At 63.2% G+C, this 23993-nt stretch carries 26 protein-coding genes and 1 tRNA gene; 9 read left to right on the top strand and 18 right to left on the bottom strand.

Features of this window, described 5'->3' with window-relative positions; genetic code table 11:
- Positions 1–24: 24 nt before the first annotated feature.
- From ABD791_RS06645 to ABD791_RS06635, 3 genes are all read left to right on the top strand, one after another.
- On the top strand, positions 25–429 hold the full coding sequence (locus tag ABD791_RS06645; protein ID WP_345063680.1) for a hypothetical protein: 405 nt from the start codon (positions 25–27) through the stop codon (positions 427–429).
- Positions 430–492: 63 nt separating this feature from the next.
- Complete coding sequence (locus tag ABD791_RS06640) at positions 493–801, top strand: hypothetical protein (protein WP_345063678.1); 309 nt, start codon at positions 493–495, stop codon at positions 799–801.
- A 102-nt stretch (positions 802–903) separates the two neighbouring features.
- Positions 904–1143, top strand: a complete 240-nt coding sequence (locus tag ABD791_RS06635; RefSeq protein WP_345063677.1) for a hypothetical protein — start codon at positions 904–906, stop codon at positions 1141–1143.
- A 40-nt stretch (positions 1144–1183) separates the two neighbouring features.
- On the opposite strand, the gene hisN is transcribed toward ABD791_RS06635, so the two are convergent.
- Positions 1184–2011 (bottom strand): histidinol-phosphatase, encoded by an 828-nt coding sequence (hisN, locus tag ABD791_RS06630; protein ID WP_345063675.1) that lies wholly within the window; start codon positions 2009–2011, stop codon positions 1184–1186.
- A gap of 120 nt (positions 2012–2131) precedes the next feature.
- Here hisN and ABD791_RS06625 point away from each other — a divergent pair.
- The 3 genes from ABD791_RS06625 (at position 2132) to ABD791_RS06615 (ending at position 3774) form a co-directional block, all read left to right on the top strand.
- Positions 2132–2204, top strand: a tRNA-Lys gene (locus tag ABD791_RS06625).
- Positions 2205–2399: 195 nt separating this feature from the next.
- Positions 2400–2579: a helix-turn-helix transcriptional regulator gene (locus ABD791_RS06620; protein WP_345063673.1), complete on the top strand. Its 180-nt coding sequence runs from the start codon at positions 2400–2402 to the stop codon at positions 2577–2579.
- Between the two features lie 151 nt (positions 2580–2730).
- The gene (locus tag ABD791_RS06615; protein WP_345063671.1) at positions 2731–3774 is read left to right on the top strand and encodes a tyrosine-type recombinase/integrase; all 1044 of its coding nucleotides are present in this window, start codon (positions 2731–2733) and stop codon (positions 3772–3774) included.
- Positions 3775–4064: 290 nt separating this feature from the next.
- On the opposite strand, the gene ABD791_RS06610 is transcribed toward ABD791_RS06615, so the two are convergent.
- From ABD791_RS06610 to ABD791_RS06565, 10 genes are all read right to left on the bottom strand, one after another.
- Positions 4065–4709, bottom strand: coding sequence for a hypothetical protein (locus tag ABD791_RS06610; RefSeq protein ID WP_345063669.1), 645 nt, complete (start codon positions 4707–4709; stop codon positions 4065–4067).
- A 15-nt stretch (positions 4710–4724) separates the two neighbouring features.
- Positions 4725–5222 (bottom strand): single-stranded DNA-binding protein, encoded by a 498-nt coding sequence (locus ABD791_RS06605; RefSeq protein ID WP_345063667.1) that lies wholly within the window; start codon positions 5220–5222, stop codon positions 4725–4727.
- A gap of 78 nt (positions 5223–5300) precedes the next feature.
- Positions 5301–7073: a type IV secretory system conjugative DNA transfer family protein gene (locus tag ABD791_RS06600; protein ID WP_345063665.1), complete on the bottom strand. Its 1773-nt coding sequence runs from the start codon at positions 7071–7073 to the stop codon at positions 5301–5303.
- Positions 7070–7657, bottom strand: coding sequence for a hypothetical protein (locus ABD791_RS06595; protein ID WP_345063663.1), 588 nt, complete (start codon positions 7655–7657; stop codon positions 7070–7072). Before ABD791_RS06595 ends, ABD791_RS06600 begins: the two co-directional genes overlap by 4 nt.
- Positions 7654–9123 carry an ATP-binding protein gene (locus ABD791_RS06590; protein ID WP_345063661.1) on the bottom strand — a complete coding sequence of 490 codons (1470 nt, stop codon included), beginning with the start codon at positions 9121–9123 and terminating at the stop codon, positions 7654–7656. The genes ABD791_RS06595 and ABD791_RS06590 overlap by 4 nt, the downstream gene beginning before the upstream one ends.
- A gap of 23 nt (positions 9124–9146) precedes the next feature.
- A complete protein-coding gene (locus ABD791_RS06585; protein ID WP_345063659.1) occupies positions 9147–9611 on the bottom strand; it encodes a hypothetical protein in 465 nt (154 codons plus the stop codon).
- 228 nt (positions 9612–9839) lie between these two features.
- Positions 9840–11330: a hypothetical protein gene (locus tag ABD791_RS06580; protein ID WP_345063657.1), complete on the bottom strand. Its 1491-nt coding sequence runs from the start codon at positions 11328–11330 to the stop codon at positions 9840–9842.
- A 387-nt stretch (positions 11331–11717) separates the two neighbouring features.
- Positions 11718–13184, bottom strand: a complete 1467-nt coding sequence (locus tag ABD791_RS06575; RefSeq protein ID WP_345063655.1) for an SCO6880 family protein — start codon at positions 13182–13184, stop codon at positions 11718–11720.
- A 3-nt stretch (positions 13185–13187) separates the two neighbouring features.
- Positions 13188–14597, bottom strand: a complete 1410-nt coding sequence (locus tag ABD791_RS06570) for a conjugal transfer protein TrbL (RefSeq protein ID WP_345063653.1) — start codon at positions 14595–14597, stop codon at positions 13188–13190.
- A 31-nt stretch (positions 14598–14628) separates the two neighbouring features.
- Complete coding sequence (locus tag ABD791_RS06565; protein WP_345063650.1) at positions 14629–14898, bottom strand: DUF6112 family protein; 270 nt, start codon at positions 14896–14898, stop codon at positions 14629–14631.
- 174 nt (positions 14899–15072) lie between these two features.
- On the opposite strand from ABD791_RS06565, the gene ABD791_RS06560 reads away from it, so the two are divergent.
- Positions 15073–15630, top strand: coding sequence for a GIY-YIG nuclease family protein (locus ABD791_RS06560; RefSeq protein WP_345064548.1), 558 nt, complete (start codon positions 15073–15075; stop codon positions 15628–15630).
- Between the two features lie 627 nt (positions 15631–16257).
- On the top strand, positions 16258–16575 hold the full coding sequence (locus ABD791_RS06555; protein WP_345063647.1) for a hypothetical protein: 318 nt from the start codon (positions 16258–16260) through the stop codon (positions 16573–16575).
- A 125-nt stretch (positions 16576–16700) separates the two neighbouring features.
- Here the strand turns inward: ABD791_RS06555 and ABD791_RS06550 are convergent, their stop codons facing one another.
- Positions 16701–17210: a hypothetical protein gene (locus ABD791_RS06550; protein ID WP_345063645.1), complete on the bottom strand. Its 510-nt coding sequence runs from the start codon at positions 17208–17210 to the stop codon at positions 16701–16703.
- Positions 17211–17409: 199 nt separating this feature from the next.
- Between ABD791_RS06550 and ABD791_RS06545 the strand changes: the two genes are divergently transcribed.
- Positions 17410–17916, top strand: coding sequence for a GNAT family N-acetyltransferase (locus ABD791_RS06545; protein ID WP_345063643.1), 507 nt, complete (start codon positions 17410–17412; stop codon positions 17914–17916).
- 8 nt (positions 17917–17924) lie between these two features.
- Here the strand turns inward: ABD791_RS06545 and ABD791_RS06540 are convergent, their stop codons facing one another.
- The 6 genes from ABD791_RS06540 to ABD791_RS06515 form a co-directional block, all read right to left on the bottom strand.
- Positions 17925–19205, bottom strand: coding sequence for a Shedu immune nuclease family protein (locus tag ABD791_RS06540; RefSeq protein WP_345063640.1), 1281 nt, complete (start codon positions 19203–19205; stop codon positions 17925–17927).
- A gap of 396 nt (positions 19206–19601) precedes the next feature.
- Entirely contained in the window at positions 19602–19868 is a 267-nt protein-coding gene (locus tag ABD791_RS06535; RefSeq protein WP_345063638.1) for a DUF6112 family protein, read from the bottom strand.
- A gap of 10 nt (positions 19869–19878) precedes the next feature.
- Entirely contained in the window at positions 19879–21111 is a 1233-nt protein-coding gene (locus tag ABD791_RS06530; RefSeq protein ID WP_345063635.1) for a M23 family metallopeptidase, read from the bottom strand.
- 10 nt (positions 21112–21121) lie between these two features.
- Positions 21122–21820: a hypothetical protein gene (locus ABD791_RS06525; protein WP_345063632.1), complete on the bottom strand. Its 699-nt coding sequence runs from the start codon at positions 21818–21820 to the stop codon at positions 21122–21124.
- A gap of 89 nt (positions 21821–21909) precedes the next feature.
- A complete protein-coding gene (locus tag ABD791_RS06520) occupies positions 21910–22971 on the bottom strand; it encodes a ParB/RepB/Spo0J family partition protein (protein ID WP_345063629.1) in 1062 nt (353 codons plus the stop codon).
- The gene (locus ABD791_RS06515) at positions 22964–23827 is read right to left on the bottom strand and encodes a hypothetical protein (RefSeq protein WP_345063626.1); all 864 of its coding nucleotides are present in this window, start codon (positions 23825–23827) and stop codon (positions 22964–22966) included. Before ABD791_RS06515 ends, ABD791_RS06520 begins: the two co-directional genes overlap by 8 nt.
- Positions 23828–23993 lie beyond the last annotated feature (166 nt).

Below are 23993 nucleotides of genomic sequence, written 5' to 3'. Positions count from 1 at the left end.
GCCACAACAAGAGGGAAATATCAGATGAGTAGAGTTCGTATCGTTTCGGCGGCAGCCATCGCGTTGCTGGCGGTGCCGGCGCTAGTTGGTTGTGGTGCTGAATCGAGCCCCGAGGTCGCAGCGATGTGTTCGACATTCGAAGAGGCCGGTGGAACTGCCGCGACGATTGGTCTCGTGCAGATCTGGGTGCCGAAGGAAGATTTGCTTCCGGCTGTGTCAGACAAACTTGATGCGCTGGGGGACTCGACGCCTCCTGCGGAGGTCGCTGACGAGTGGAACGCCGTAAAGGGGCACTACGAGAGAATCCGGGATGAGGCTGAGGCGTTGCCGGCCGGTGGCACTCTGATGGGGTCGGATCTTCTTCAAGAGTCGACGACGATGACCGACGACATGGAGGCGGTCGCGAAGTACATCAGCGACCACTGTTAGGTCTCAGCGGCGATTCCTGGTTGAGCGTGCCGAGAATCGTTGAGGAATGTGAGGGGTGTTGAAATGACGATGACGGATCAGCTGCTTACGGATGCAATCATCGCGTACGTCGGCAAGGGTCGCGTGACAATCCCAACCGCGGACGAGAATGCCGTGCGCGAGATTGATCTGGAGCATGCTGACGAGCTGCTGAGCGAGGTACGTCACGCGCTTGCCGATTCGGATCGCATCGAACTCGCGCGCTCAGAGGCAGTCGACGGAAGCATGTGGGAGCCGTTCCGCGTGCGACTGGCAGAAATTCGTCCTGATCTCGACGAGCGAGCGGCAGATGCGCTTGGATGGCGCTGGGGGTTCAACTACTTCCACGGGTGACGATGATCGTGCTGGTCGAGTGAGTCCACGTTTCGTGGGGGAGTGCTACCTCGAATGGGAGACGAAGAAATGAGCCAAGGGTTGAAGTCTGAAGTCGAGAGAGTGATTTCTTCTGAGGAACTCACTCACCTCAACTGGTACGAAGGCCGCGCGCCGCGTGCGGACGAGGTCGGAATCGTGCAGGTCGGCAATTCGTGGCGCGTGTATTCGACCGACGAGCGAGCGAACGCGATTTACGACACCACCTACGAGAACGAAGACACTGCGCTAGGCGACTTTCTCCCTCGGCTCAGGGCAACGAATCGGTACTTCGCGATGCGTGAAAACCGGCTCGGGCGCTGAGGCCCCGCGATCTTTCACCCGCGAAATGGGATGTCGGCAGCTAGGCGCCGAGGCCCGGTGCCGCGATACCCAGCGCGTCGAGCGTCGCCTCATGCAGCAATCCGTTGGTGGCCAGCGCGCTGCCGTGCCAGGGCCCATCCTGCCCGTCGACCGACGTGAAGCGCCCGCCGGCCTCCTGCACGATCGGCACGAGCGCGGCCATGTCGTAGGGCTTGAGGTCGAACTCGCCGGCGATGTCGATGAGTCCTTCGGCCAGCATCATGTACGACCACATGTCGCCGTAGGCGCGCGTGCGCCAGACCTGGCGTGACAGCGCGATGAGCGGCTCCAGGTGACCGGCAACATCCCACTGCTGGATGCTGTTGTAGCTGAGCGAGGCATCGGCGAGTTCGGAGACCGCCGAGACCTGCAATCGCACGGGGGCGGCATCGGGCGTGCGCTCGTCGCTCATCCACGCACCGCCGCCGGTCGTCGCCCACCAGCGTTTGCCGAGTGCCGGCGCGCTGACGACCCCGACAACGGGCACGCCGTCGACGGCGAGCGAGATGAGGGTGGCCCAGATCGGCAGCCCGCGCAAGAATCCGGCAGTGCCGTCGATCGGATCGATGATCCACTGCCGCTGTGTTGAACCTTCGGTGCCATATTCCTCGCCGAGAATGCCATCCTCGGGGCGCGCTTCGGCCAGGCCGGCACGGATGGCCCGCTCGACGGCCTGGTCGGCATCCGTCACGGGTGTGCGGTCAGGCTTTGTCGTGACAACTAGGTCCATCGCCGTGAAGCGCGAATACGAGATCGCATCGGCCGCATCGGCCAGCTGGAGAGCGAGTGCGAGATCGTCGGAGAGGGTGAAATTTGAAGGTTCGGTCACACTCTCCACGATAGTGATTCAGGCGTGACGCGCCCGGCATTTCAACGATTTGGCATCTGGCATACGCCTGATGTTATTGTTGATCTCGGTTCGGACAGCGCAAGCTGAAAGAAACAACACGCACCTCTAGCTCAATTGGCAGAGCAACTGACTCTTAATCAGTGGGTTCCCGGTTCAAGTCCGGGGGGGTGCACCCTCAGACCCCTTGTTTTCCGCGGAAAACAAGGGGTTTTTTATGTTTGACACACCAAGCATTTCCGCTCATATTGTCGAAAACGTTGTCGTTAACTCCCGAAATGCGCCGAAAACCCTCGTTTGCAGAAGACGGTACGGTATAGCTTCTCGACGTTACGGACGGTTTCGGGAACTGCCTGCGTACTTCCCTGGCATGGATAACAATCAGCCTGAATACCTCACCCAAATGCAGCTTTCCGAGCTGCTCCAGATCCCTGTCCGCACGATAGAGGACTGGCGCCACAACAAGAAGGGCCCGCCTTTTGTGACGCTCGGTCGCCACGTTCGGTACGACCTGGTCGATGTGAAAGCGTGGGTCAAGTCCCGTGGCTAGGCCGCGGAAACCATTTGGTGACGTTGGAAACATCACCGTGATATCCATGGCGGGCGGGAAGTTTCAAGCCCGAGCCAGGTTCCGTGACGGAGCAGGTCGGCTCTACCGTCCACGAATCACTGGATTTTCAAATGATGAGGCCGTTGAGCGCATGACGGCCTATTTCAACACGGTTGTCAACGGGGAGGACGTGCCTCTACTCAGCGGTGAATCCACAATTGCTGAGGCGTGCGGTGTCTGGCTAGAGGAGAAACGAACTGCCGACCGCGTAACCCAAACGACAATTGAGGCGTATGAGAACTCGGTGCGGCTCATTGTCGTACCAATGTGCGGATCAATCCAGCTCATGGATTTCAACGTGCCACGGTGTGATTCTGTGCTCCGTCGAATCCTAAAGTCACGCTCTCCCTCCGATGCACGCAAAGCCAGGGGCATCCTCAGTCAGGTATGCGGGACCGCCGTCCGCGTCGGGGTAATGGCCTCCAACCCCGTCCGCGATGCTCAGGACCTGCCGACGAGCGAAAAGAAGGACTCGTTCCTACTGCCGGAACAAATTGGAATCGTGCGTGACCTCATGCGCTCGTGGAAGACCGACCGCAGTAAAGGGGGAACCCGGCCTGATGTGTCGAAGCTTGAGGATGGAATGTTCATCATGATCGGCACAAGTGCGCGCATTGGGGAGGTTCTCGCTCTCCGGCGCCGCGATGTGGATCTGCTCGCTGACAAGCCAACGATTCATATTGCGAGCACTCTCACTCAGACTCGAAAGGACGGGTTGACTCGGAAGAACTCACCCAAGCACAAACGTCAGAAACGGAGGGTGCACCTTCCAAAGTTGGCCGTGGAGGCGGTGCGGTCGAGACTCAGCGAGGCGGGGCCGAAGCCAGATGATTTTCTCTTCGCTACCAGATCTGGTGCGCCTTTTAGTGTTAGCAATTTTGAACGGCTGATGCGAACCTTTCTGAAGGGGAACATCGAGGCGATGAGAGATGCCGACATTCCTGTTGAGGAGTTCACGACTCATATTTTCCGTCGGACTTCTGCGACCCTCGTCGAACGTCGCGGAGGGATCGGCTTGGCCTCGCGACTTCTTGGCCACGCAAATGAGGGAATCACGAGGGCACACTACGTGGTTACAGATGAACTGGTGAGTGACGAGACAGCGACAATACTGGATGAGACACTCGTCTGGTAGTTGAGGACGAAGAAATGCCCTGGAGGCCGGGCCATTGCCTAACGACGCAGAACGTCAGCCCAGTGTCGCCATCCTCTTCTCGGACAGTGGCAGGAACGCTTCCTGCCGCTCAATCCCCACCTATTGCACGCACGCCCGCGCACATGCCCCTAGAATCGTCCCAGTCCCCGCAAACGGGTCGAGCACAATCCCGCCGGGACACGCGATGACGCCGACGAGCCAATTCCTGACGCCGAGGGACTTGACGGAATTTCCGGCGATGTCTCCGCATCCCCGTGAACTACCGGCAGTCAAGATACGGCAGCGGCCTCCGCGGCCAGATCGGCGTAGAACGCGTCTTCGGCTGCACGGCGTTGCGCAACATCCTCAAACACGAACTGCACGAAGTCGTCGTCACGATCAGCGATTGCCGTGTCCTCGACCGTGAGCACCGGATTTTCGCCGGGCCAGCTTGTCTGGCGCGTCGGCCGGTCACGGTCCAGGCGGGCTCCGCATGCGGCCACCCAGTCGCGCAAACGTTGCCGGGCATCCGAGAAGTCGCGGTGCCAGCCCAGCGGGGCGGAGCCATTTTGCTCGGGGTCATACGCGGATAACCAGTGCAGGTGCAGTGCCGACAGCTCCCAGACCAGCTCGGGGTGGCGGTGCCAGGACGGGGGAATGGTATTTGCGCCGAGTCCGTAGGTGCGGCGCAACCAGTTCACCCAGGCGTTCAACTCCAGCCACTCGGTCTCGGCCTCGGTGGCGGTGAGCAGATTCCAATTGACCGGGTGCGGCGGCTCAGGCAACGACTGGTCACCAAAGGCGTCGGCGTCGTCGAGGATGACGGGCTCAGGCTCGTCGGACTCCGGGCTATCCGCGCGTGGGGCTTCGGCGACTCGGCCGACGGTGGCCTCGGTGCGCTCGTCGACCGGCGGGGTCTTGTCGTTGTTACGCATTGTTCGATCTCCCGTTCAGAGCCCGAGTGCAGCAACGGGCGTGGAGGCCGCAGCCGGCGGAGGCCCAATCGGTTCGGCAACAGATTGCCCGGTAGCCTGTTCGACGCTTGCGGCCGGCGCGATGCCCGCAGCCGGCTCAACGCCCGCGGCTTGTCGGCGGGTGCGGTCGACGGTGTAGATAGTGCGGGCGACGTCGTGTCCGAGCCGTTTGGCGACGAACTCCTCACCGGTGACGGTCTGGCCGTCTTTCTCGTAGGAGTACGGGTGGATGTAGCCCTCGGCGATGAAACTGTCGGCCTTGGCGAACTGCTCATACGCTCGCTCGGCGCTGCGTCGGTACATCACCAGGTCGTGGAAGCTCGTCTCGTCCTGGGTGAAGCTGCCGTCGTCGTGGCGAACGTAGTGCTCGCGTCCGACTCGAGCGTAGAACTTGGCGTCGCCTTTGGAGGTGAACGAGAGCTGTGGGTCGGATGCGATGAATCCCGACAGGGACTCCTGGGTGCGGATGGCCATCAGATTAGTTCCTTGTCTGTTACACGGCCCCCGGTGGAGCCCGTTCCTATCGATCAGGTGCGCACGGCCTCCCGAACGTCACCCCTGGCGCAGCATCGCCTCGATGCCGGCGCGATCGGCGCGGAGGTCACGTGCCTCCGGACGCGTGGTCCATTCCCGCATCCGCGTCACGATCGGCGGTGCGGAACGCAGCAGGACCAGGGCGGTGCCGTAGGGGAACATGCGGACGACATCGGGAGGCATCACGGCGACCCGGCGCACGGAACGTTGTGCGGAGCGGGAACCGCGGTCGCCGACGGTCTGCGAATCGGTGATCTCGTCCCGCTCGCCGATGAGGCTGGTGAGGTCTTGGAGGTCACGGGAATTGGATGCGCCGCCGAGGATGATCTTGATGATCGAGGCGTCCCAGATGGCGGTGGCGGCGTTGTCGCCCCACTTCTCCCGCGCCTGGGCGAGGGACTGCAGCACCGGCATCGTCGTGATGCCGGTGCCACCACCCTCCGCCATGAGCACAGGTAGCGACGGCAGCGGTGCCAGGTTGCCGATCTCGTCCAGGGCGAACAGCACGGGCGGGTCGAGGCGCGCGCCGGCCGACCGGGCCGCCATCCGTCGGGCGGTCTCCACGAGGTCTTCGATGAACGCCGCGACCAGCGCCGATGCCGCGCCGGCTCCGGCGCCGGTCGCCAGCAGGTACAGGGTGCCCGACTCGCGGAGGAACGTCCCAGGATCGAAGTCCTCATCCTCGCGGGGGCTGACCGCATCGAGCACCCGCGGGTCCGCGAGGGCGGACAGGGCGAGGGAGACGCCTTGCCAGATGGAGTCGCGAGTACGCGGGTCGGACTGGATCATCGCTTCTAGAGACTCGGCCCACCCCATCGCCGCCGCAGGGTTCGAGGTCAGGATCGCCACAGCATCGGCTGCCGCCGAGGGGTCGAGCGTCCACCGAAACAGCTCGGACGGTGGCCGATGATCGAGGGCGGCGGCATGAAGCAGGGCTTGGAGTGCGGTGCGGGTCTTGCCCTCCCAGAATCCTCCGTTGTCCACACCGCCACCGCCGAGTCCGGTGCCGGCGGCCAGGCCGGTGGCCCGGATCATCGCCGTGAGCGGGTCGTCGCAGCCCCGCACGGGAGACCAGCGCAGGCCTGCGGGTAGGCCGTCGGCGAGGTGCTGAGGGTCGAACACCGCGACCGGACCACGCCGCTCACGCGCCCGCAATGTCGCGGTGAGGTTGTCGGGGCGGGTTGACGTTGTCACGACGGCGCCGGGGGCGTCGAGGATCGAGTTGATGACGATGTGCGTGCCCTTGCCGGAGCGCGGCGGGCCGATGAGAAGGATCGAGTCTTCCACGCTCGCCCACACCCGTTTCCCGTGCGATGTGCCGAGCCGGTAGCCGACATCGGCAGCGACTGGTTTGTCCAGCGACGGTCGTAACGTGCTCGCTCGGCGGAGCAGCGCAGCATCGGATGCTGTGCGGGTGACATCGGCGCGGGTGGAGGTTCCGACGATGCGGGACGGGTCCGTCGTTGTTCGTCTGCCCTGTTCCCGGAACAGTCGCCAGACCCACCAGGCTGCCGTTCCTACGACGCCGAGGAGGATGCTTGCGATGACCCAGTAGGCGACCGGATTCAGCTCCGGGATCCCGAGTGCGGTGCCGGGCTTCGCGGCATGGAACAGCACCCCGAGCCCGCCCGCCAATCCCGCTGTCGGCTGTGCGATTCCGGTCGCCCAGGCGGTGACGTTTCCCGCGACGCGCAGCAACCCGGCCAGCAGCATTGCGGCCACGAGCCCACCCAGGGCGAGATTGGTCAGTTCGTCACCGTAGGCGCCTGATCCGGGCGCCGAGCCCCTCATCGCGGATGGCCGAGCGTGAACGTGCCCGAGACTCGTCCGAGCAGGATGACTTCGGATTCGGTGCTTAGAGCTCGAGCGCCTGGGGTAAGGAATGCCCGGGCGGAGCCGTCGGGGTCGGCGTCAGTGTGCGCGATGATCACCGCAACGGCCACATCTTCGCCGGGAACGAATCCTGCGCCACTGACGGCCACGAACGCCCGAGAGCGCGGGGCCGTGTCAGGTGCTGGGCGAGCGGGCAGCTCCGGCGTCGGCTCAAGCATTAGGGCTGGAACGAGTGCGCGGTGGCGGTGTGCGGGCGGGGTAATGATGTCGGTGAATGTTGTTCCGTCGGCCTCGTGGACCTCTACTCGGATCGGGCAGCGGCGTTGCCTGGTCAGCTCATCGAGGATTTTCGCGAATGAGGAACGCCCCCACGACGGGCCGAACGGTGGCGGCTCATACGGTTGGCCGTCGACGGTGACGGTCATCGTCGCATCCGGTCGGATCGTCATCACGACGAGCGGGAGCGCCACCGGTACCTCTACGATGAGTTCGCCGTCATCCGGTGACGGGGTGTGCCGGTAACGCGGGTGCGGGCGGCTCATCGCACACCATCCGTCATGCGGCTCGTCGTATCGAACAGCGCGAGCTCCGCCGGATGCAGTTGGTGCTGCACGACGAAGCTGCGGTCCTTGATCCGCCACAGCCCTTGTCCGGTGCCGAGGCCGGGCAGGAGTGCCTGCTCGGTTCCGGTGAGGCCCAGCGCAGTGCCGGTCGAGCCGAGTTGATCGGCCTCCTGCCGGTAGATAATGCGCGTCTCAGCATTAGCCAGCAGCGACGAGGCCAGTGCCCGCATCGCCGAGCCTTGGTCGCCCACATTGTCCAGGTCGGTGAGTTTGTGGAAGATGAGCATGTTCGAAATGCCGTAATGCCGGGCGAGCCGCCACTGGGCGTCCATCCGGCGCAGCAAAGCCGGATGCGACATCAACCGCCACGCCTCGTCGTACACGACCCAGCGTTGACCGCCATTCGGATCGAGCAGTGCCGACTCCATCCACGCCGACGAGCACGTCATCAGCACCGCCACGAGCGTGGAGTTCTCCGCCACTCGCGACAGGTCGAGCGAGACCATCGGCAGTGATGGGTCGAATCTCACCGTCGAGGGGCCGTCGAATAGTCCCTGAAGGTCGCCGGCGACCAGGCGGCGCAGCGCGTGCCCCAGCATCCTCCCGTCCTCAGTCAGTCGGCCGTCGGCGTCATCGATGGTGTTGGGAGCGAGGATGCGCTCGACGACCATCGGCAGAATCGGCACGTCGGCCGTACGCACCGCGTCCACGAGGGCGATGTCGACCGCGGTGTGCTCCAGCGGGGTGAGTCCGCGGTCGAGCACCGTCTCGGCGAGCGCGCCGATGAGATCCCGGCGCCGTGACGTGACTTGGCTGGCCCACTCCGCTTCGGAGAGCCCGGAGGGACGGTAGCCTTCATCGAGCGGGTTGAGGCGGTTCGACATCCCGTGCCCGAGAATGATTGATTGGCCGCCGACGGCCTTGGCGACGGCGGTGTGCTCGCCCTTCGGGTCGCCGGGCACGTAGACGCGTCGCCCGAACGGGATTGACCGTGTGTACAGCGACTTCGCCAGCGATGACTTGCCTGAGCCGACGATCCCTGCCAGAACGATGTTGGGCGCGGTGATGACTCCGCGGGAGTAGAGCACCCACGGGTCGTAGACGAACGACGCACCCGAATAGAGGTCTTGCCCGACAAACACGCCCTGCGAGCCCAGCCCGCCTTCGGCCAGGAACGGGTACGCACCCGCGAGCGTCGCCGAAGTGTCCTGATGCCTCGGTAGTCGGAACCGGCCTGGCGTGCGCAACGTCGCGGCGCCCGACTCACCGGAGGCTGGCAGATAGCGGGTGGTGCGTTTTTCCGCGCGCTCGGCTTCCCAGCGCACCCGCCCCTTTGCCTGTCGCTCTTTGCGATTCTCGGTCGAGAGGCGTGCGGCCGCCCGGCGACGTCCTTTGCGTGCACGCCGCCGCTCACCGGCAGGCCCGACCAGAACAGTCGAGAGCAAGCGACCATTCTCGCCGTCGCCGATCACAGCGACATCCCTCGCCGCGGGGGCCCCTGTGGTGGGCGAGAAAACGGGGCCGCAGTTCCGAGTCGGGCTGCAAGCTCGGTGACGACCGCACGGTGAGGACTCGCTGGGGTCAGGGGTGTCTGCCAGACAATTCGCCCCGAATGCTGCGAGGCAGCATCCAGATTGATTTCAACAAAGCCGAGGTGCCAGGCCGAGTCTTGCAGCGCGTTCGCCGCGCGTTGTGCGTCAGCGGCGCCGGCCACGCTGTCCCCGGCGCCGGTGAGTGCCCGATCTCGATGGTCCAGATGGGTGGCGGCGACTTGCTCGAGCACTTGTCGCAATGAACGGACAGCGGCGATTAGGTTGCCGATCACGTCATAGGTCTGTGTGGGGTCTTCGAACGCCCGTGTGGCGTGAGCCAGCGCGCGCATCGCCTCTCGGGCTTCGTCTCCATCGGCGACGGGATCGTGGAACGTGGGCATAAGTCCTCCTCGACGGTTGTGTTCGTCAAGCAGGTGCGCTTCGTGGCCCCAGTGGATGGCAGCGCAGCTCCGTCCGCTCGCGTTGGTCTTGTATTTCACGACCAGTCGCAGGCACAACCTCGTCAGTACCCCCGCGAATGGCACCTTGACGAGTTCCACGAGCCTCCGCTTGCTCACGTGCGCGAGGTCTTCTATGTGGTTGTCTTGTCCGCTGGCATGCGGGGTTGCCTACGGCTTCTTGGGTGCGAACGCAGTCACGCCAGAGCTCAGATTCACGATGTTGATCACCGACGTGTCGTAGCCTGACGCGGCAAGAGTGCCAACGGATACCGTTCCATCTTCGAGGATTTCACCAGTGGGTGAGCATGGGGCAAATACGGTTGCTGCTGGGTACTTGAACGATTTGCCGTCATTCCACGCCCCCAACAGGGGAACCTTCTCTAGCTTCTGCGCGCACAAGAGAACAGCTCTCGCGGGCACTGGCTCGGCTGCGCCCGTAGCCCTGTCAACAACAGAAGCGGTGCCGTCGAGAGTGACGATTGGAACGTCACCGACTGCGAAAGCGCGGCCACCCCAGGACGCAGATGCGACGTTCGCAAGGTCGCTCCCCAACGCCAGATCCCACGTGATCTCGCCGCTCTCCGGATTGACGCCGACAAGGTCGACGTCTGTGTTCGAGTAATGCACTTCGGTGGCCTGCGTTCCATCCCAGTGGAAGGCCTGTGTGCCCGAGTTCACACGACATGCAACGACAATCCCGTCGGAATATGTCATGTCCGAGCCCAGGCCTGGGCACGGGACGAGGCCGTCGTGTTGCCAGATGGTTGCGCCCGTATCTCTGTCGAGACCGACCAGTCTGGTTTCGGTCATGTCGTACTCGCCATCGAACGGCTTCGACAGGTCCTGATCTGTATACGTGTACCCGACGCCGACGAGCGGAATGTCCAGCTCGTCGTCGATCCAAGCCCAGCCCCCGTCGGATGAGGTGCCTTCTCCGAAGACGTCCGTGTACGGCCGACTCCAGGTGATCCGGCCATTCTCGCCGAAGTTGAGCCTCTCCAGGCCGGTCGTGGTTGACGAGGAGACGAAGTTGCCCAAGAAGCGGCCACCGTCGAGATACGGAATTCCTGCGCCCTGCGCAACGCTAAGACTTCCTCCCTCTTCGGAGCGGTACATCAGTAGACCGTTCTTGTCCTGACCCTCGACCCGGCCGGTGATGCAGAAGGTATCGATGCATTCCTTGGGCCGACTGCTCCACACCGACTGCGAACTCAACGAGGGTGACAACGCTGTGCCGGTCGCGACGTCAACGACGGACAGTGTTCCCCAGATATGGTTTTGGGAGTCGTCCGTCGGGACGAGAAATGCGGTGGTCTGCGTGTTCCCGTCCTCTACGATCGCAACCTGATGCTCAACCCCAGCAGCATTGATGCCGGGGATTGCCTGCTGACGCCAAAACTCACGTCCCGTGCGTGCATCGCGTGCAACGACGAACTCGTTTCCGTCGCCCATAGCCACGTACGCCAGAGCGACCTCCGATTCGACCCTCGTCGCGCTCAGGAGCACGTCAGCGTTTTTCCAGAGAAGGCTTGCCGTGCTCTCCCAATCGGCAGCGCTCACCCCGTCCTCGGCACCGGTACCGCCCGATGCGGTGCAACCAGCCAGAAGCAGGACAGCAGACCCAAAAAAGCAGACGTTCAGGGTGAGCATGTTGCGCATGAGAAATTCCCCTCGCATATTGTGGGGGTCAGCTTATTAGCGGTGACGACGTTGCCCCGCTCGCTCCCAGAGGCTGTGGATAAGTCGACGACTTCAAAAGCGCAACCGTTCACCGAAATAGCGACGAAGAGACAGTCGAGTTAGCGACGTAGAGTCCAACTTCCCTACTGTCTGCAGAGCACCCGCTCGGCCTCAGCGGGGTGAGGTGAGCAGGTGTCCGGGGCAATGCCCATTTGGATTCTTGCATGGCCAGCTTCGAACTTGTGCTGCACTTCGATCTGCTGCCGACGATCGGATCATCCGGTCGCGCATTCCCGTCCAACGAGCGATTTTGCTGTCTTGAGCGCCCAGGGAGGAGCAGGGCGACTGACAGTCAGTGTCGGATAGTCAAACCGTCCGGCACAGCGGCAGCGCGGCAACGGTGAACGCCTGGGCTTGCTGGCCAACGAGGCGGCGCGTTTCACAAGACGCCTGGACGGCGGCCTGCTCGATAGCGGCAACGGCAGCATCCAGCTCGGCAGTTGTCGGTGCAGCGACCGCGATGAGGCCGGTGAATCGAAGCACGCCGTGCCCGGCGGTGAGGTCAGACTCCTGCTGGAGCACATCCTGATACTCGGCTGTTTGCTGGGCATCCTCGATCTGACCGATCTTCGCGCGTTGCGCGGCGTCGGAGATGAGTTCGGTTCTCTTCTTGCGGATGTCGCGCGCGGCCTGGTCGGCACGGATCGGTGTGCAGATGAGTGAGAACGTGCGCTGGATGCCCGACGAGAGCAATACCGGAGCGAGGAACCCCGGGTAGACGAGCGAACGCGGCCACTCCGACAGCCACAGCACGGTGTGGAACGCTGAATCTGAGCGGAGCCGGTCCCAGGTTTCGGTGACCGCAACAGGGCCTGCCGTAGCCAGGGAACCACCGAGGTCACCGTGCCGCTCGAGGGCGGGTGCGGCGGCGGGGTCGTAGGCCGAACGCAGGATGACCGCGACGTCAACGGGGGAGAGCCACCCGGTCGGAGAGAGGTCGGCGGCGCGCAGCGCGGTGGTTAGCGTCGTCATCTCCTGTCGGAGAACTGCGGCTGCCCCTCGCAGGCCGCCGCCGGCCGCCCGAATCTGTCGGGCGGATGACTTCATGTCGAGTGCAACAGAGATCGTGGAGGCGTGTCGTTCGCCTGCCGGCCCTGCACGATCGATCAGCTCCTTGTAGGTAGTCGCGACCCACGAGCCGTCGTCGGTACCGTGTGTGGCCCACCATTCTTCGAGCCCGCTGCCCGAGTTGGGCAGCGTGCGTTCGGAGATCTGCATCCGGGCGATGCGTCCCGACCGGCACGCGGTCGCAAGCACCCGCCCCCAGGACGCAACGCGGCGATCCTGCTCGCCCGGGTCGAGCAGGACGAATGCCGGATGCGTGACCCCGACGATCGCGGTGAGGGTGCCAGCATGCGGATCATGGATCATCGCTGCGCCAGTCTCCGGGTCAATAAACTCCCGCAAGGCGGCGGCATCTCCGGGCAGAGCGAGTGTTCCGGCCGGCCGGGGCTTGACGACGCGACGGCGGTAGACGAGCTGGCCCAGACTCACCCGCCACATCCAGCGCGCTGCCAGCGGCAGCCATTCAATAGGCTTGCGCCCGCCGATCGATACCGCTGCGAGCAGCAGGCACAGCCCCCAGATCGGTGCCGACCACATCAGGAGCAGGCCGCCACCGGCATACAGCGCGGCAACGATGGTGAAGATGCCAACGGCGAGGACAACCAGCTGTGCCAGCGAGAGCCCGAGCAGCACGCCCCGCTTCGTCAGCCGCGAGAATTGCACTGGGCTGAGCGGATGCAAACCGGTCGCCTTGTGATTACTGGCCATCGGCTACTCCGCTCCTCGTGGTCGAATCGCTGCGGCAGCCGCGGCCGGGCCAGCCGACCGCGGAGCGGGGACCGAGGGTGCGGGCCATGTCAGCGGCGTGAAGACGAGAGATGGAGCCGAGACAGCGGGTTCTGCCGCATTGGCGTGTCCGGAAGCAACGTTTCCGACGGCGGTACCGGCTTTGGGGCCAGCAGTCGCGGCATCCTCAGCCACCTTCGCCGCGACGACCGCCGCCACGCCGATCGGGCCGGCAGCAGCCCCCGCGCCGGCAGCGGCTCCACCACCGGTGGCGGCACTCGACCCTGCCCCCGCCCCCGCACCTGCGGTTGAGACCGACGCGCCGTCGGCCGTTGGTGCAGCGCCACCGCCTCCAGCGGGCGGATGTAGTGCCGCGTTGCCCGGTGCGCCAGCTGCTGCGTCTGAGCCAGAGCCTGATCCCTTGCCGCCGTCGAGCACCGATTTCGCGTCGCTGGCCTGTGGTTTCTGCGGTACAGGTACGGGCCGGTTGAGTGCCGACTTGGCCTCCTGCTCGCTCGACATCGCGTGGTACATGTCGAACCCGACGAACGAGATGAACTTGTACGTCAGGTAGGGGGCGAATGCGGCGACGAACATCAGCGCGATGCCGGCGACCGGGTCACTGACCGAAGCGAGGTCAACTTCGATTGGGGCGGAGACCTGGGCGATGGCGACCAAGAAGGTCACCACGAGTACGAGCTTGGACAAGATAAGCGCGATGACGAATGCCGCCCACTTGCCGAACCATCCTTTGGTCGCATCCCACGAGTACCCCGCCAAAGCGATCGGCGCGAACACGATTGCCACCAACAGGAGAGCCTTGCGGATGAGCAGGGTGAACCACACGACAGCCGCCGCTGAGATGGCGAGCCCGCCCAGGAAGATCGTCACGATCGAACCGACGCCAGGCGCCGCAATGTTGATCGTCAACAATCCGCCGGCGAGCAGCGCGATGCGGTCGCCCATACCCTCCATCGTGTTGCCGCTGGCCTGCACAATCCCGATCGCGAGTTGGTCGGTGACTTCCAGCAGCGTCCCGGTCAGCGTGATCGCGATGAACGACCCGAGCACTGATTTCGCCAGGCCGATTCCAGCGCGGGAGAGCGCGGTGGGATCACGGTGGATGAGGCCGGTGATGAGCTGGAGGCAGAAGAAGATCAGCATCACGAAAACGGCGACGCCGAACAGGATGTTGTAAACACCGACGTACTCCGCACCGGTCACGTCGACGAGGGTCGTGGTGTCGAACACCGCCCACACCGCCTTGAAGAGCCACGCCGCGGTTTGCCCCATCGCCTGGGCGAGCCAGTCGAACGGGGCAGCAACCAGGGATGCGGCGCTTTCACCGGCCGCATCGCAGACATTTGCGATGACGGGGACGTCGCATACGCTCATCGTCCGCTCCTATCTGGCTGTCAGCGCCGGATCAGACGGCCTGGCCGACAGTCCAGAAGAAGTTGATCAGCGTCACCGACGCGCCGCAGATGATCGCCGCACCGCAAGACACGAGCACGCCGACCTTGCCGCGCGAGGCGAGGTGTGGGTTGGACGAGTTCGCACCGAAGCCCCACACGATCGCCGACACGATCAGAGCGAGGATGGAGAGGATCAGCCCCACGGTCATGACTGCGCCGACGATGATGCGCAGTTGCTCAATGCCGGGTAGACCGGTGGAATTGGGGATGATGTCGATCACGGCGGTGCTCCCTTGACAGATGGAAGAGTTCTTGGCTGCAAGGTGCGCACGGCGCCCCGTCCTGGCGGCGGAGCTGCGACTTGTCCGATGCCCTTGTTCGCACGTCGATCCCCGCGATGGATCCGAGCGCTGCGCGATCCTGATGTCGTGGCCCGGCAATAGAGTTTGCTTGTGATGCTTGATTTGACAGCCTTCGAGGCCCGCCTCCTCGCCGCCGAGAACTTCAGGAGTGCGGGTGGTATTGACGCGTTAGTGCCGACACGGCCCGGGCTCTACGTCATCAAGATGGTGGAGAGGGTCGACCTTCCTGAGCCCTTCACATCGCTTGCCATCGAGCGCGGCCACGATCTGATCTATCTCGGCAAGGCCAGTCAAAGCCTTTACACACGGTTTCTCTTTCAGGAACTTCGAGGACGTGGCCACGGCACCTTCTTCCGAACTATCGGTGCGGTGCTCGGCTTCAGACCGCAGCAGGGTTCGCTGCGCGACAAAGTGAATCAGAACAACTACACGTTTGCCCTTAACGACAGGCTGGAAATTGTCGACTGGATCGACAAGCATCTGCTGGTTTCGTTCGTGGTTATCGACGATCCAGTCGGACCGCTCGAGGTGGCGCTCATCAGGAAGCACCTTCCGCTTCTGAACATTAAGGACAATCCTGCAGCGCTCCCGGAGCTCAAGGCGTTGAGGGGCGAATGCTTGAGTATCGCGCGCAACCCTCCCCAGATTTAGTTGGTGAGGTTCTTGTTGAAATATGGCGATGTTCTGTGGCCCTGTAGTGGCGTCCCGCAAGCGGAACGGTCAGCGGAACAGCCTCAACGTTCCGGTAGCGGATCAGCGAGTGACGCCGAACAACCCCTCAGCCAAGGATCCGACTCCAGGAGCCTATTCTTTGGCAACACCGGTGTCGTGGCTAGAGATCTGAGCGTGCTCGCACAAAATAGTCCCGTTACGCCCCATAGACGTTGCCGTCGGCTGCTCTCACGCAATACCAGGGGCGAAATCGCGGGACTCTACTTCGATGATGGTTGCCCACTTCAAGTGCGGTGGATGCACGGCGAGGTGATTGTAGTTGTTTGCGTCGATGAGGACCTTTGTCCCGGGCTCGAGAACCGCGCTTGGGTCGTACCCATCGATGTCGAGCCACCCGCGCTTGATCGACGTCCAAAGCGAGAACTGGCCTCAAGCGGGACGATCAACGGGCACTGTCAAGCGTGAAATCGTGTTTCCTTCAAGCCGTGCGAGGGGACGAGGATGATACTGGGATTTGCGCCAAGATGAACCATGACCGTTCGGCCTCCAACTCACACTTCGGCAGCTTCGTCGCCAGCGCTCCAGCGACGCACATGGATCACGATCGTGGCCGCACTCGCTGTTGTCGCGATCGTCATCACTGCGATCGTGTCCCTCACACGTGTAAATCAGGAACAAGCGTTCCTGCACGCGTTGCGATCAGACCCCGACTCGCGAGTAGACGGGCTACCTGACGAACAACTTCTCGTCTCAATGCGCCTCACATGTGATCGCATCGGAGACGGCTATTCAATCAGCGACGCCAGCGATGCCGCCGAGAATAACTGGTCCACTTCTGGCGCCCTCAGCAACTTAACGAAGGCGGAATATCTCGGCAACGTGCGCGCTGTCTATCGAGCTGCGGTCGCAGCCTGTGGCACTTGAAGTGACGAGGCCAGAACATCGCGGCATAGCTGCTCGCCCACGACAACTGTCGCTGATCCTAATCATGGCCACTTCGCGTCCATTGAGTGGCCTTATGCGGACACCTGACCCATCCGTTCGAAAGGTCATTGAATTTGCATTGGAGTGATGACGAGATCGACTGAACCAAATGGGAATGGGTAAAAGAATCGGCCTGCGCCATTCCAATCCGTAATGGGGATCATCGCAAACCAAATTTGGCTAATCGCGACCGATGCGACAACCAGGATTACGACCGCGGCAGCGCCTCGGTCGAGGTAACGCAGAGCGGCGGGAACATCGTGCGCCCGGCGGAGTACGAAGGTAAGTGCTCCGATCACGATCGCGAAGATCCCGATAAAGATAAGGACGCTCGGTTGGAGTGTGAGGCTAATGCAGCTCGGCGCGAGCTCGGTAGCGTTACCGGCCGCATCGATGAATGAGCCATCAGCATTCACGCCGCCCGGGCAGTAGCCCTTGCTCGCAGTCGCAAAGGCGCTGTACCCAAGTGCAGAGATCATAGCGAGCACGATTAGACGCCGGATGCGCGCCACGATCGGCTGCATCGGCAATGCGTCGGCCTCCTTCACACCTGCGGGCTGAAGTGACAACGACATTTGACCCCCCGATCGGCCAGCGGCGGCCTCGCTTGTAGCGTAGCCAAGGCTAAAGGAGATAGTCCACGAATCTTTCCTGTTGGAGCGTGATTGCTGATACTGTCCGCAGACGGAATCCTGACCGGGAATCATAGCGGGAGTAGGCGGCGGGTACTGTTGATTGGTGTTTGAACCTCGTCAACTTAGTGAGAATGTCAGCATGCGCACACTGCGCTCGAGTGATGCGCCGGCGCTTGCCGCTGCGTATGTGCGCAACCGTGAGTATCTTTCTCCGTGGGAGCCGGTGCGTCCCGAGGAGTACTACACGGAGGCGTGGCAAGCCTCGGACATTGCTAACCGCCTTGTTGCGGTGAAATCCGGCGAGGGCTATCCCTTGGGTTTGTTTGCCGAGGATACCCTCGTGGGCCGGTTCAACCTAGCCGGAATCGTGCGCGGACCCTTCCAGAGTGCTGGGCTAGGTTACTGGGTCGATACCTCCTACGCGGGACGCGGGCTTGCCTCTGCGGCAGTTCAGTTGATCGTCGAAACGGCGCGTGACGAGCTCGGACTTCACCGCATAGAGGCCAGCACTCTCCTGCACAATGCCGGCTCGCAACGGGTGCTATTGAAGGCGGGATTCCGGCAGATCGGGATGGCTCCACGGTACCTACAAATTGCCGGGGAATGGCAAGACCACAACCTTTACCAAGCAGTCCTCCACGACTAAGCCCTTGTTCAGGCAGAGTTGTCGACTATCCATTCCGCTCGTGCTAGAAGCTCATCAAAGGTAACGACTTCGGGCTCTTGAAGATGACGCCGTGCTAGTTCAAAAGAGCGAATCTTTTCAGGATGGTGCTGGTCCCGATCGTTCAGGAACTCTGAAAGCCTTCCAACGATCAGGAATGAACGCGGTCGGATTAGGTAGGTTAAGTCCGCCATCTCGAAGCCACCAGCATCTCGCTGAGCCACTCGCTCACCCACTCCCGCGACAGCCTGGTGGACTGTAACCTGTGCCTGGCTGATACCGCCGACGAGATCGTTTGACAATGACCAGACGCTGGGGCGGTATTCCCCCTTCAATAAAGGTGTCCGGTGGTGCTTGATTTCTGCGAACACCATGGATTGGATCAACCCACTAGTGCGGAGCAAAGCGTCTGCGCGCTTTCCGTCCCCAGCAATGGAGTGGCCTTTCACGATCTGCTCCAGCTTCTCTTCTGACCACGACGTGTACAACTGCGTGCCGAGACCGACACCTAAAACCCAAGGATTGGCCTCAAAGAACTCTTGCCAGACTGCTTCTTTTCCCTTGCCCGCCTCAACGAGCGAGTCGAAGAAGGCGTCGTCGCTAAGCATTTTTCGAAAATGCTCGAGCGCCGCGCGTCTACCGGCGAGGGCAACAACATCCCGCGCGTGCGCATCGTCTGCGATAAGGGCGCGGACGGCCGGGGCCTGCATTTCATACAGCCGGTTCGCCGACTCGGGGTTATTCAACAGCTGGGAGAGTGTTTCTTCGTCCAGCCTGATACCGGTATCGGCGCCGTCGGGTTCGAGGAGCATGAGACGGCGAAAGAACTCTGCTAACCGAATTGCGTCCTCACGTCGGACTCGTATGAGCTCTTTGACTACCGCTCCGGATCCGGCAGCTGGCACGCGTTGAATCCACAGGTCCACGAGAGATCCTGCTTCTCTTGAAATTAGGACCTTGATCTGTGTACGGGTTCCATCGATCGGGGTGACTATCCACTCCTCGCCCTCTCGTCGCAGCGACGAGGCAGTGCCGTCATCATCAAAAACCTGGTAGACGAAACGACTTGGCTGGCCAAGGTCAGAAGAGTTGGGATTGCGATTTGCGAAGGTCTTCGACATATATAAACGGCCAGGCATCCTGCCCTGCGCATAATCTGTCTCCGTCGCCGGAGCGTACGAAGGTGATTCAAATTCCCACTCTTCACCTGACACGAATTGCCCCCATCGCAGCTCCAGATCCGGGGCGGCAACTGCCGTCCCTGCTGACACACAGTCCCAGTCTCCAGCATGATCCGCAAAAGATCATGTCGAAAGTGTCCCGCAAGCCGGACGGCCAGCGGACGGTCCCATGTAGCGGCTCGGCACCGCTGGGCGCGGGGGAAGGTGATGCCCGTATGACCCGCCCGAGATTAAGCCCGTCCCGCCGGGCGTCATACGCTCGAGGTGGGTGTCTCGAAACGCCAAAGATGGCCAGGATGCACCGACGATTTAGCCGATGCCAAGCGTTCGCCTCCGTCGAGCGAATGAGCCGTTCCAACTTCAGGCTCCTCGAAGGCCGCTTCCCACAGGTAGAACGCGTTCTCAAAATGAACGACCTCGACTTCATCACAAACGACGTCATCGAAGCCACACGCACACTCGCCGATGCTTACGACTACTCGGGCGTCAGAGCTGCGAGCCGACGCCGAGAAGGAAGTTGACCCACGCTACGCCAGCACCGGCCAGAGCGGCCGTGCCGATGGCGACGAACAGCCCGGCGCGGGCGCGGGTCGCGGCTTGGTAGTTGCCGCTTGACAAGGCGATGGCCCATACGATCGCGCTGGCGATGAGTATGAGCACTGCGGTGATGAGTACGAACATCATCAGTGCGCCAACGATGGCGCGTAGATCGCTGGCGCCGCCGACGCCGCCGAAGTCAGGGAACACATTCATGAGATTCACGTCAGGGCTTTGACGTTGATGCAGAAGCGGTCGTGTTGGTGCCGGCGATCGCTGAAAGAGCTGTGTCGGGCGCACATCCGGACTGTGGCGTCGACGCTGCGTTGAGGCCCTGCGCGCCGTGCTCGGCCAACCATGGTTCAGCGTCGATCGCGGGGGAGTTTCTACCGCCGGGGCGGATCTCGAAGTGTAGGTGCGGGCCGGTCGAATTGCCCGACGAACCGACGTCGCCGATGTGCTGCCCGGCGAACACATGATCGCCCTCGCTCACGACAATGCCGTGCTCCGACATGTGCGCATACGCGGAGGCAACACGCTGCCCGCCGACGGTGTGTTCGATGACGATGAGTCCGCCGTAGGTTCCGAGGTATCCGGCGTGAGTGACTACGCCGTCGGCGATCGCGAGGATCGGAGTGCCGTCGGCCGCGGCGAGGTCAGTGCCGGTGTGCAGTTTCCACTCGCCGGTGACCGGGTGAACCCTGCCGCCGAATCCGTCCGAGCGCACCCACGTGCCCGACGGCAGGGGGAACACGACGCGCGAGGTCTCGGGAGCGTCCGCGGGCGGCGCGCTTGACCCGCCGTCGGTCGATGTAGGGAGGGTGAGTGCGGCGACGATGGCTTCGGCGACGGGTTGATAGTTCTGGTAGCGATCGGGGTAGGCGGACACTTCTACGGCCTGTGCGACAGCTCCGGGGTCCATTTGCTGCCAGCCCGGGATGTCGAGCAGACCGCGCGGTGAGGGGTAGTTCGGGCCTGTTTGCCCGCCAAAGAACGCGTGTGTTTGATAGCCGGGGTCCATGAGCTCCGCGATGGTTCCCCAGCCCGCGGTGGGGCGCATCTGGAACAGCCCGAGTGAGTCGTGGTCGGAGCCGTTGCCGTCGTTGGGGTAGTTCGCCGACTCCGGGTAGGCGGATGGGTTCGCCAGCATCCGTAGATCGGACTCGGTGAGCGCGGCCATCAGCGCGATGATCACGCCGGGTCGTCCCACACCCTCCGTCGTGCCGCCTGCAAAGATGATCGACACCGCGTGCGTCAGCTGGTCCCGATTGAGCGTGACCTTCTGCCCGCTGCGCGTTGTGGCCGTCACGGTGTCGGGGATCGGCCCGACGACGAGTGAACTTGAGGTGACGCAGGCAGCGGCCAAGGCTGCGGTGTTGAACAGCAGCCCAACGCTGAGCAGGCCAATGCTCGGCGCGAGCAAAATCGCCGCCCCCAGCGCAATGGCGAGCTTCTTCATGCGGGTCGCCTCATCGCAGCGGGTTGTCGAGGCCGGAGAGGCGCAGCAGGTGGCAGGTGTCGAACGCTGGCGCACAGGTGACGAAGACGGTGAATGCGACGGGGTGCGTGGTGCCCACGGGGTCGCTGGCCCACCTGCCGGAGCGGTGCCGGGTGCCGGTGATTGTGTAGGCGATGGTGCCCGGCAGGATCTGGCCCGGCACGGCCTGGTCGACTGCGTCCGACCATGCATCGGACACAATTACCGCTTCGACGTCCAGCCATTGGCGGGTCTGGAACTGCCGTAGCTGTGCCCATGCCTGGGTCGTGGGAAGGTAGCCGTGCACGTCGGATGCGAGTCCGGCAGTTTCGTTGCCCGTCGGGTCGCCCACATCAACCACGACTTGCGCGTGATCGACGGGACCGTAGTTACTGGCGGTGTCCCACGCGAACAGCGCCTCAGCAACCCGCCGCGCGAACATCTCCGGGTCGGTGGTCGGGTCGATCGGCCGCGGTGCTGCGGTGATCGCGGTGAGTGCCGGGACTATCGGCGCCGAGGTCGACACCGCGGTCGGTGCCGGAATGTCGTCCGACCGGGCAGACGAATCGCTCCGCGAGTCGGGTCCGTGCTCGAACCCGTAGAGGCCGATGCCGACAAGTGCGAGCAGGGCGGCAACGGCAACGGCCAGAATGATGGGCGGCCGGCGGTGTCGGCGAGTGGAAATATTCATGCGCGAGGTCCTTCCCCTGGGTGAGCATCAGATGGGATGCCGCAGGGAAGGTACGCATGCCCCACCGGGGCGTTCAAGAGACCGGGAGATCAGTCAGCGGTGCGGGCCGCGCCGGAACGGGCAGCACCGGCAGCCTCGGCGAAGTCATTGGTCGCGGCGACCGTCGCAAGGAACTGTTCCCACTTCTCATCGGTCAGGCCCGGGCCAATCACAGCAGGGTCGTAGCGACCTGGCCAACCGTCGAGGTCGTCCCAGATCAACACAAATGAGCGCAAAGTGTGCAGCGCTGGCTGGTCGTCGGGCAGCTGCGTGCGGGGCTGCGAACTCTTGCGCTTCGCCCCGCTCTTTACGCGTATGAGTGCCTCGGTGGCGACTCGCTCCAAATCGTCCGCACGGGCGGTCGCTTCGATAGATCGCACGCGGGCTACGGCAACTTCCGCGGCATCCCGGACGCTGCGGGGCAGTGTGGCATCGGCGACAAACGCCTCAAGTTCAGCCAGCGACACCGCGGCATGCATACGTTGCTGGGCGGCAGTGATTGACCCTCCCTCGTCGATGGTGTCCAGAGCAGCCTGGGCTTGCTCGCGCACCGCATCCGTTTGGGTGGGGTCGTCGACCATCTGCTGCAACTCGTTGATGCGTTCCAGGCTTGTGTAGGAGTTGCGGCCGCTGACCATGCGCGCGGCCTGCTGTCGGGTGTCGCCGGCGGACGGTGCCGCCACGGTGGCGGCACCGTCTGACCTGGGCTTTTGTTGATCAGAGGAGAACCGGGACGCTTGCTGACGAGACGCAGCATCTTCAGCGATGACCTCCTTGAGCTCGCGGTACAGGGCAGCTGCTTCGGTCTGCGAGAGCGGCTTGTGCAGCACGTTGTCATCTTGCTCGGCCATGAGCTCGCCCAGCCGATCGGAGATTCCGTTACGCACCCACACATTGACCTTCTTGATGCCAAGTTTGCGCAGCGCAGCCAGTCTGCGGGCTCCGCAGACGAGTACTCCGTTGGGCGTGACGGTGACCGGTTGAAGCAGTCCTTCGCGTTTGATGGATGTTGCCAGAGCGTCAATATCACCGAGGTCGACGCGGTGTCGGTTGCCGACGATGATGGAGTCGGTGGCGCGCTCCAGCCCAATCGACCCAGATGAATTACCCATGTCGCTCACCCCCAGGGAGCGTGTGCGGCGCAGATTGCCCGATGGCCAGAACGAGGTCGTCCTCGTCGAACAGCCTGCGTAGTGGATCACCGACAAGCAGGCGAAGCAGCACACCCCGCCCCGTCGACGTGTGAGCCCGGTCAGGGTCAGGGTTGCCGAGGACAATGCGCAGGAGCACATTCCACGATTCAGAAGACAGATCGAGTAGTGCGCGAGCGTGCTTGTCACGGCGCAGGGACTCATGCGCACTGGGGCGTGACGAACTCTCAGCCAGACGGGCGCACGCGTATTCCACTGCATCGCGTGCCGTCTCTGGCGGCCACCCGAGCGCGCTGAACAGAGCGATCGTATCTTCCACCGCTGTGTGCACGCCCATCGAGCCGTCCTCGTTTGACGAAGGCACGGCATCCGGGGCATCGTCCTCGCCAGCAGGATCGACGTGGAATGCGTGATGGTAGTCGGTGAGAGGGTTCTCGCGATCACTGAACCGTTCTGCGTCGTGGAACACCGAGTACTGCGGGCGGCGCGCCTGATGAGGGGAGCACAGCAGCCCGTTGGCGCGGTCTTCGGCGATCAACGTCACCTGCACCGCACGGGTGACGACGGCCCATGGGTCGATCGCTTTACGAATGGACGGTGCGCGCATCGCCTCAAATGCGGCTGCTGCGGCATCCCACCGGTCGAGGCCATGCTTGCGTGCCAGCGCCGCGTAACGGGTTGCGATGTGTTCCATGAGAGCAGCGACTTCAGGGTCGTGCTGCCAGCTGTCTCGCCCCAAGGCTTCCATCCGATTCAACAGTCTGCGCAGGCCCTCGGATGTCTCAAATCTGGGCCGCAGTTCGTTGTAGTCATGCATACTCCGGTCACCTCCTGGCAAGCAGGTGCACGACTGCTCCCCAGAGCCGGAGGCCTTTCGCCGAGTGCTCACGGGAAGATCACCGCCGGCCGATCCTGGCCTGTGTCGGCAAGGGGGCGGATGCGCCGCGGCGGCCGAACGCGGACGCCGGCGGTAGACGGAGCGC

This window comes from Glaciibacter kafniensis, from assembly GCF_039538945.1.
Lineage (GTDB): Bacteria > Actinomycetota > Actinomycetes > Actinomycetales > Microbacteriaceae > Cryobacterium > Cryobacterium kafniensis.
The sequence above is the reverse complement of the archived record's forward strand: the minus strand, read 5'-3'. Positions and strand labels throughout refer to the sequence as shown.

What these genes read in the sequence shown, in the direction of transcription:
- ABD791_RS06640 (WP_345063678.1), top strand. Translation starts at nt 493, where the DNA reads ATGACGATGACGGATCAGCTGCTTACGGATGCAATCATCGCGTACGTC.
- ABD791_RS06615 (WP_345063671.1), top strand. Translation starts at nt 2,731, where the DNA reads ATGACGGCCTATTTCAACACGGTTGTCAACGGGGAGGACGTGCCTCTA.
- ABD791_RS06645 (WP_345063680.1), top strand. Translation starts at nt 25, where the DNA reads ATGAGTAGAGTTCGTATCGTTTCGGCGGCAGCCATCGCGTTGCTGGCG.
- ABD791_RS06535 (WP_345063638.1), bottom strand. Translation starts at nt 19,868, where the DNA reads ATGAATGTGTTCCCTGACTTCGGCGGCGTCGGCGGCGCCAGCGATCTA.
- ABD791_RS06595 (WP_345063663.1), bottom strand. Translation starts at nt 7,657, where the DNA reads ATGAGCCGCCCGCACCCGCGTTACCGGCACACCCCGTCACCGGATGAC.
- ABD791_RS06610 (WP_345063669.1), bottom strand. Translation starts at nt 4,709, where the DNA reads ATGCGTAACAACGACAAGACCCCGCCGGTCGACGAGCGCACCGAGGCC.
- ABD791_RS06525 (WP_345063632.1), bottom strand. Translation starts at nt 21,820, where the DNA reads ATGAATATTTCCACTCGCCGACACCGCCGGCCGCCCATCATTCTGGCC.
- ABD791_RS06585 (WP_345063659.1), bottom strand. Translation starts at nt 9,611, where the DNA reads ATGCCCACGTTCCACGATCCCGTCGCCGATGGAGACGAAGCCCGAGAG.
- ABD791_RS06605 (WP_345063667.1), bottom strand. Translation starts at nt 5,222, where the DNA reads ATGGCCATCCGCACCCAGGAGTCCCTGTCGGGATTCATCGCATCCGAC.
- ABD791_RS06560 (WP_345064548.1), top strand. Translation starts at nt 15,073, where the DNA reads ATGCTTGATTTGACAGCCTTCGAGGCCCGCCTCCTCGCCGCCGAGAAC.
- ABD791_RS06600 (WP_345063665.1), bottom strand. Translation starts at nt 7,073, where the DNA reads ATGAGGGGCTCGGCGCCCGGATCAGGCGCCTACGGTGACGAACTGACC.
- ABD791_RS06520 (WP_345063629.1), bottom strand. Translation starts at nt 22,971, where the DNA reads ATGGGTAATTCATCTGGGTCGATTGGGCTGGAGCGCGCCACCGACTCC.
- ABD791_RS06580 (WP_345063657.1), bottom strand. Translation starts at nt 11,330, where the DNA reads ATGCGCAACATGCTCACCCTGAACGTCTGCTTTTTTGGGTCTGCTGTC.
- ABD791_RS06545 (WP_345063643.1), top strand. Translation starts at nt 17,410, where the DNA reads ATGCGCACACTGCGCTCGAGTGATGCGCCGGCGCTTGCCGCTGCGTAT.
- ABD791_RS06575 (WP_345063655.1), bottom strand. Translation starts at nt 13,184, where the DNA reads ATGGCCAGTAATCACAAGGCGACCGGTTTGCATCCGCTCAGCCCAGTG.
- ABD791_RS06620 (WP_345063673.1), top strand. Translation starts at nt 2,400, where the DNA reads ATGGATAACAATCAGCCTGAATACCTCACCCAAATGCAGCTTTCCGAG.
- ABD791_RS06550 (WP_345063645.1), bottom strand. Translation starts at nt 17,210, where the DNA reads ATGTCGTTGTCACTTCAGCCCGCAGGTGTGAAGGAGGCCGACGCATTG.
- ABD791_RS06570 (WP_345063653.1), bottom strand. Translation starts at nt 14,597, where the DNA reads ATGAGCGTATGCGACGTCCCCGTCATCGCAAATGTCTGCGATGCGGCC.
- ABD791_RS06530 (WP_345063635.1), bottom strand. Translation starts at nt 21,111, where the DNA reads ATGAAGAAGCTCGCCATTGCGCTGGGGGCGGCGATTTTGCTCGCGCCG.
- ABD791_RS06515 (WP_345063626.1), bottom strand. Translation starts at nt 23,827, where the DNA reads ATGCATGACTACAACGAACTGCGGCCCAGATTTGAGACATCCGAGGGC.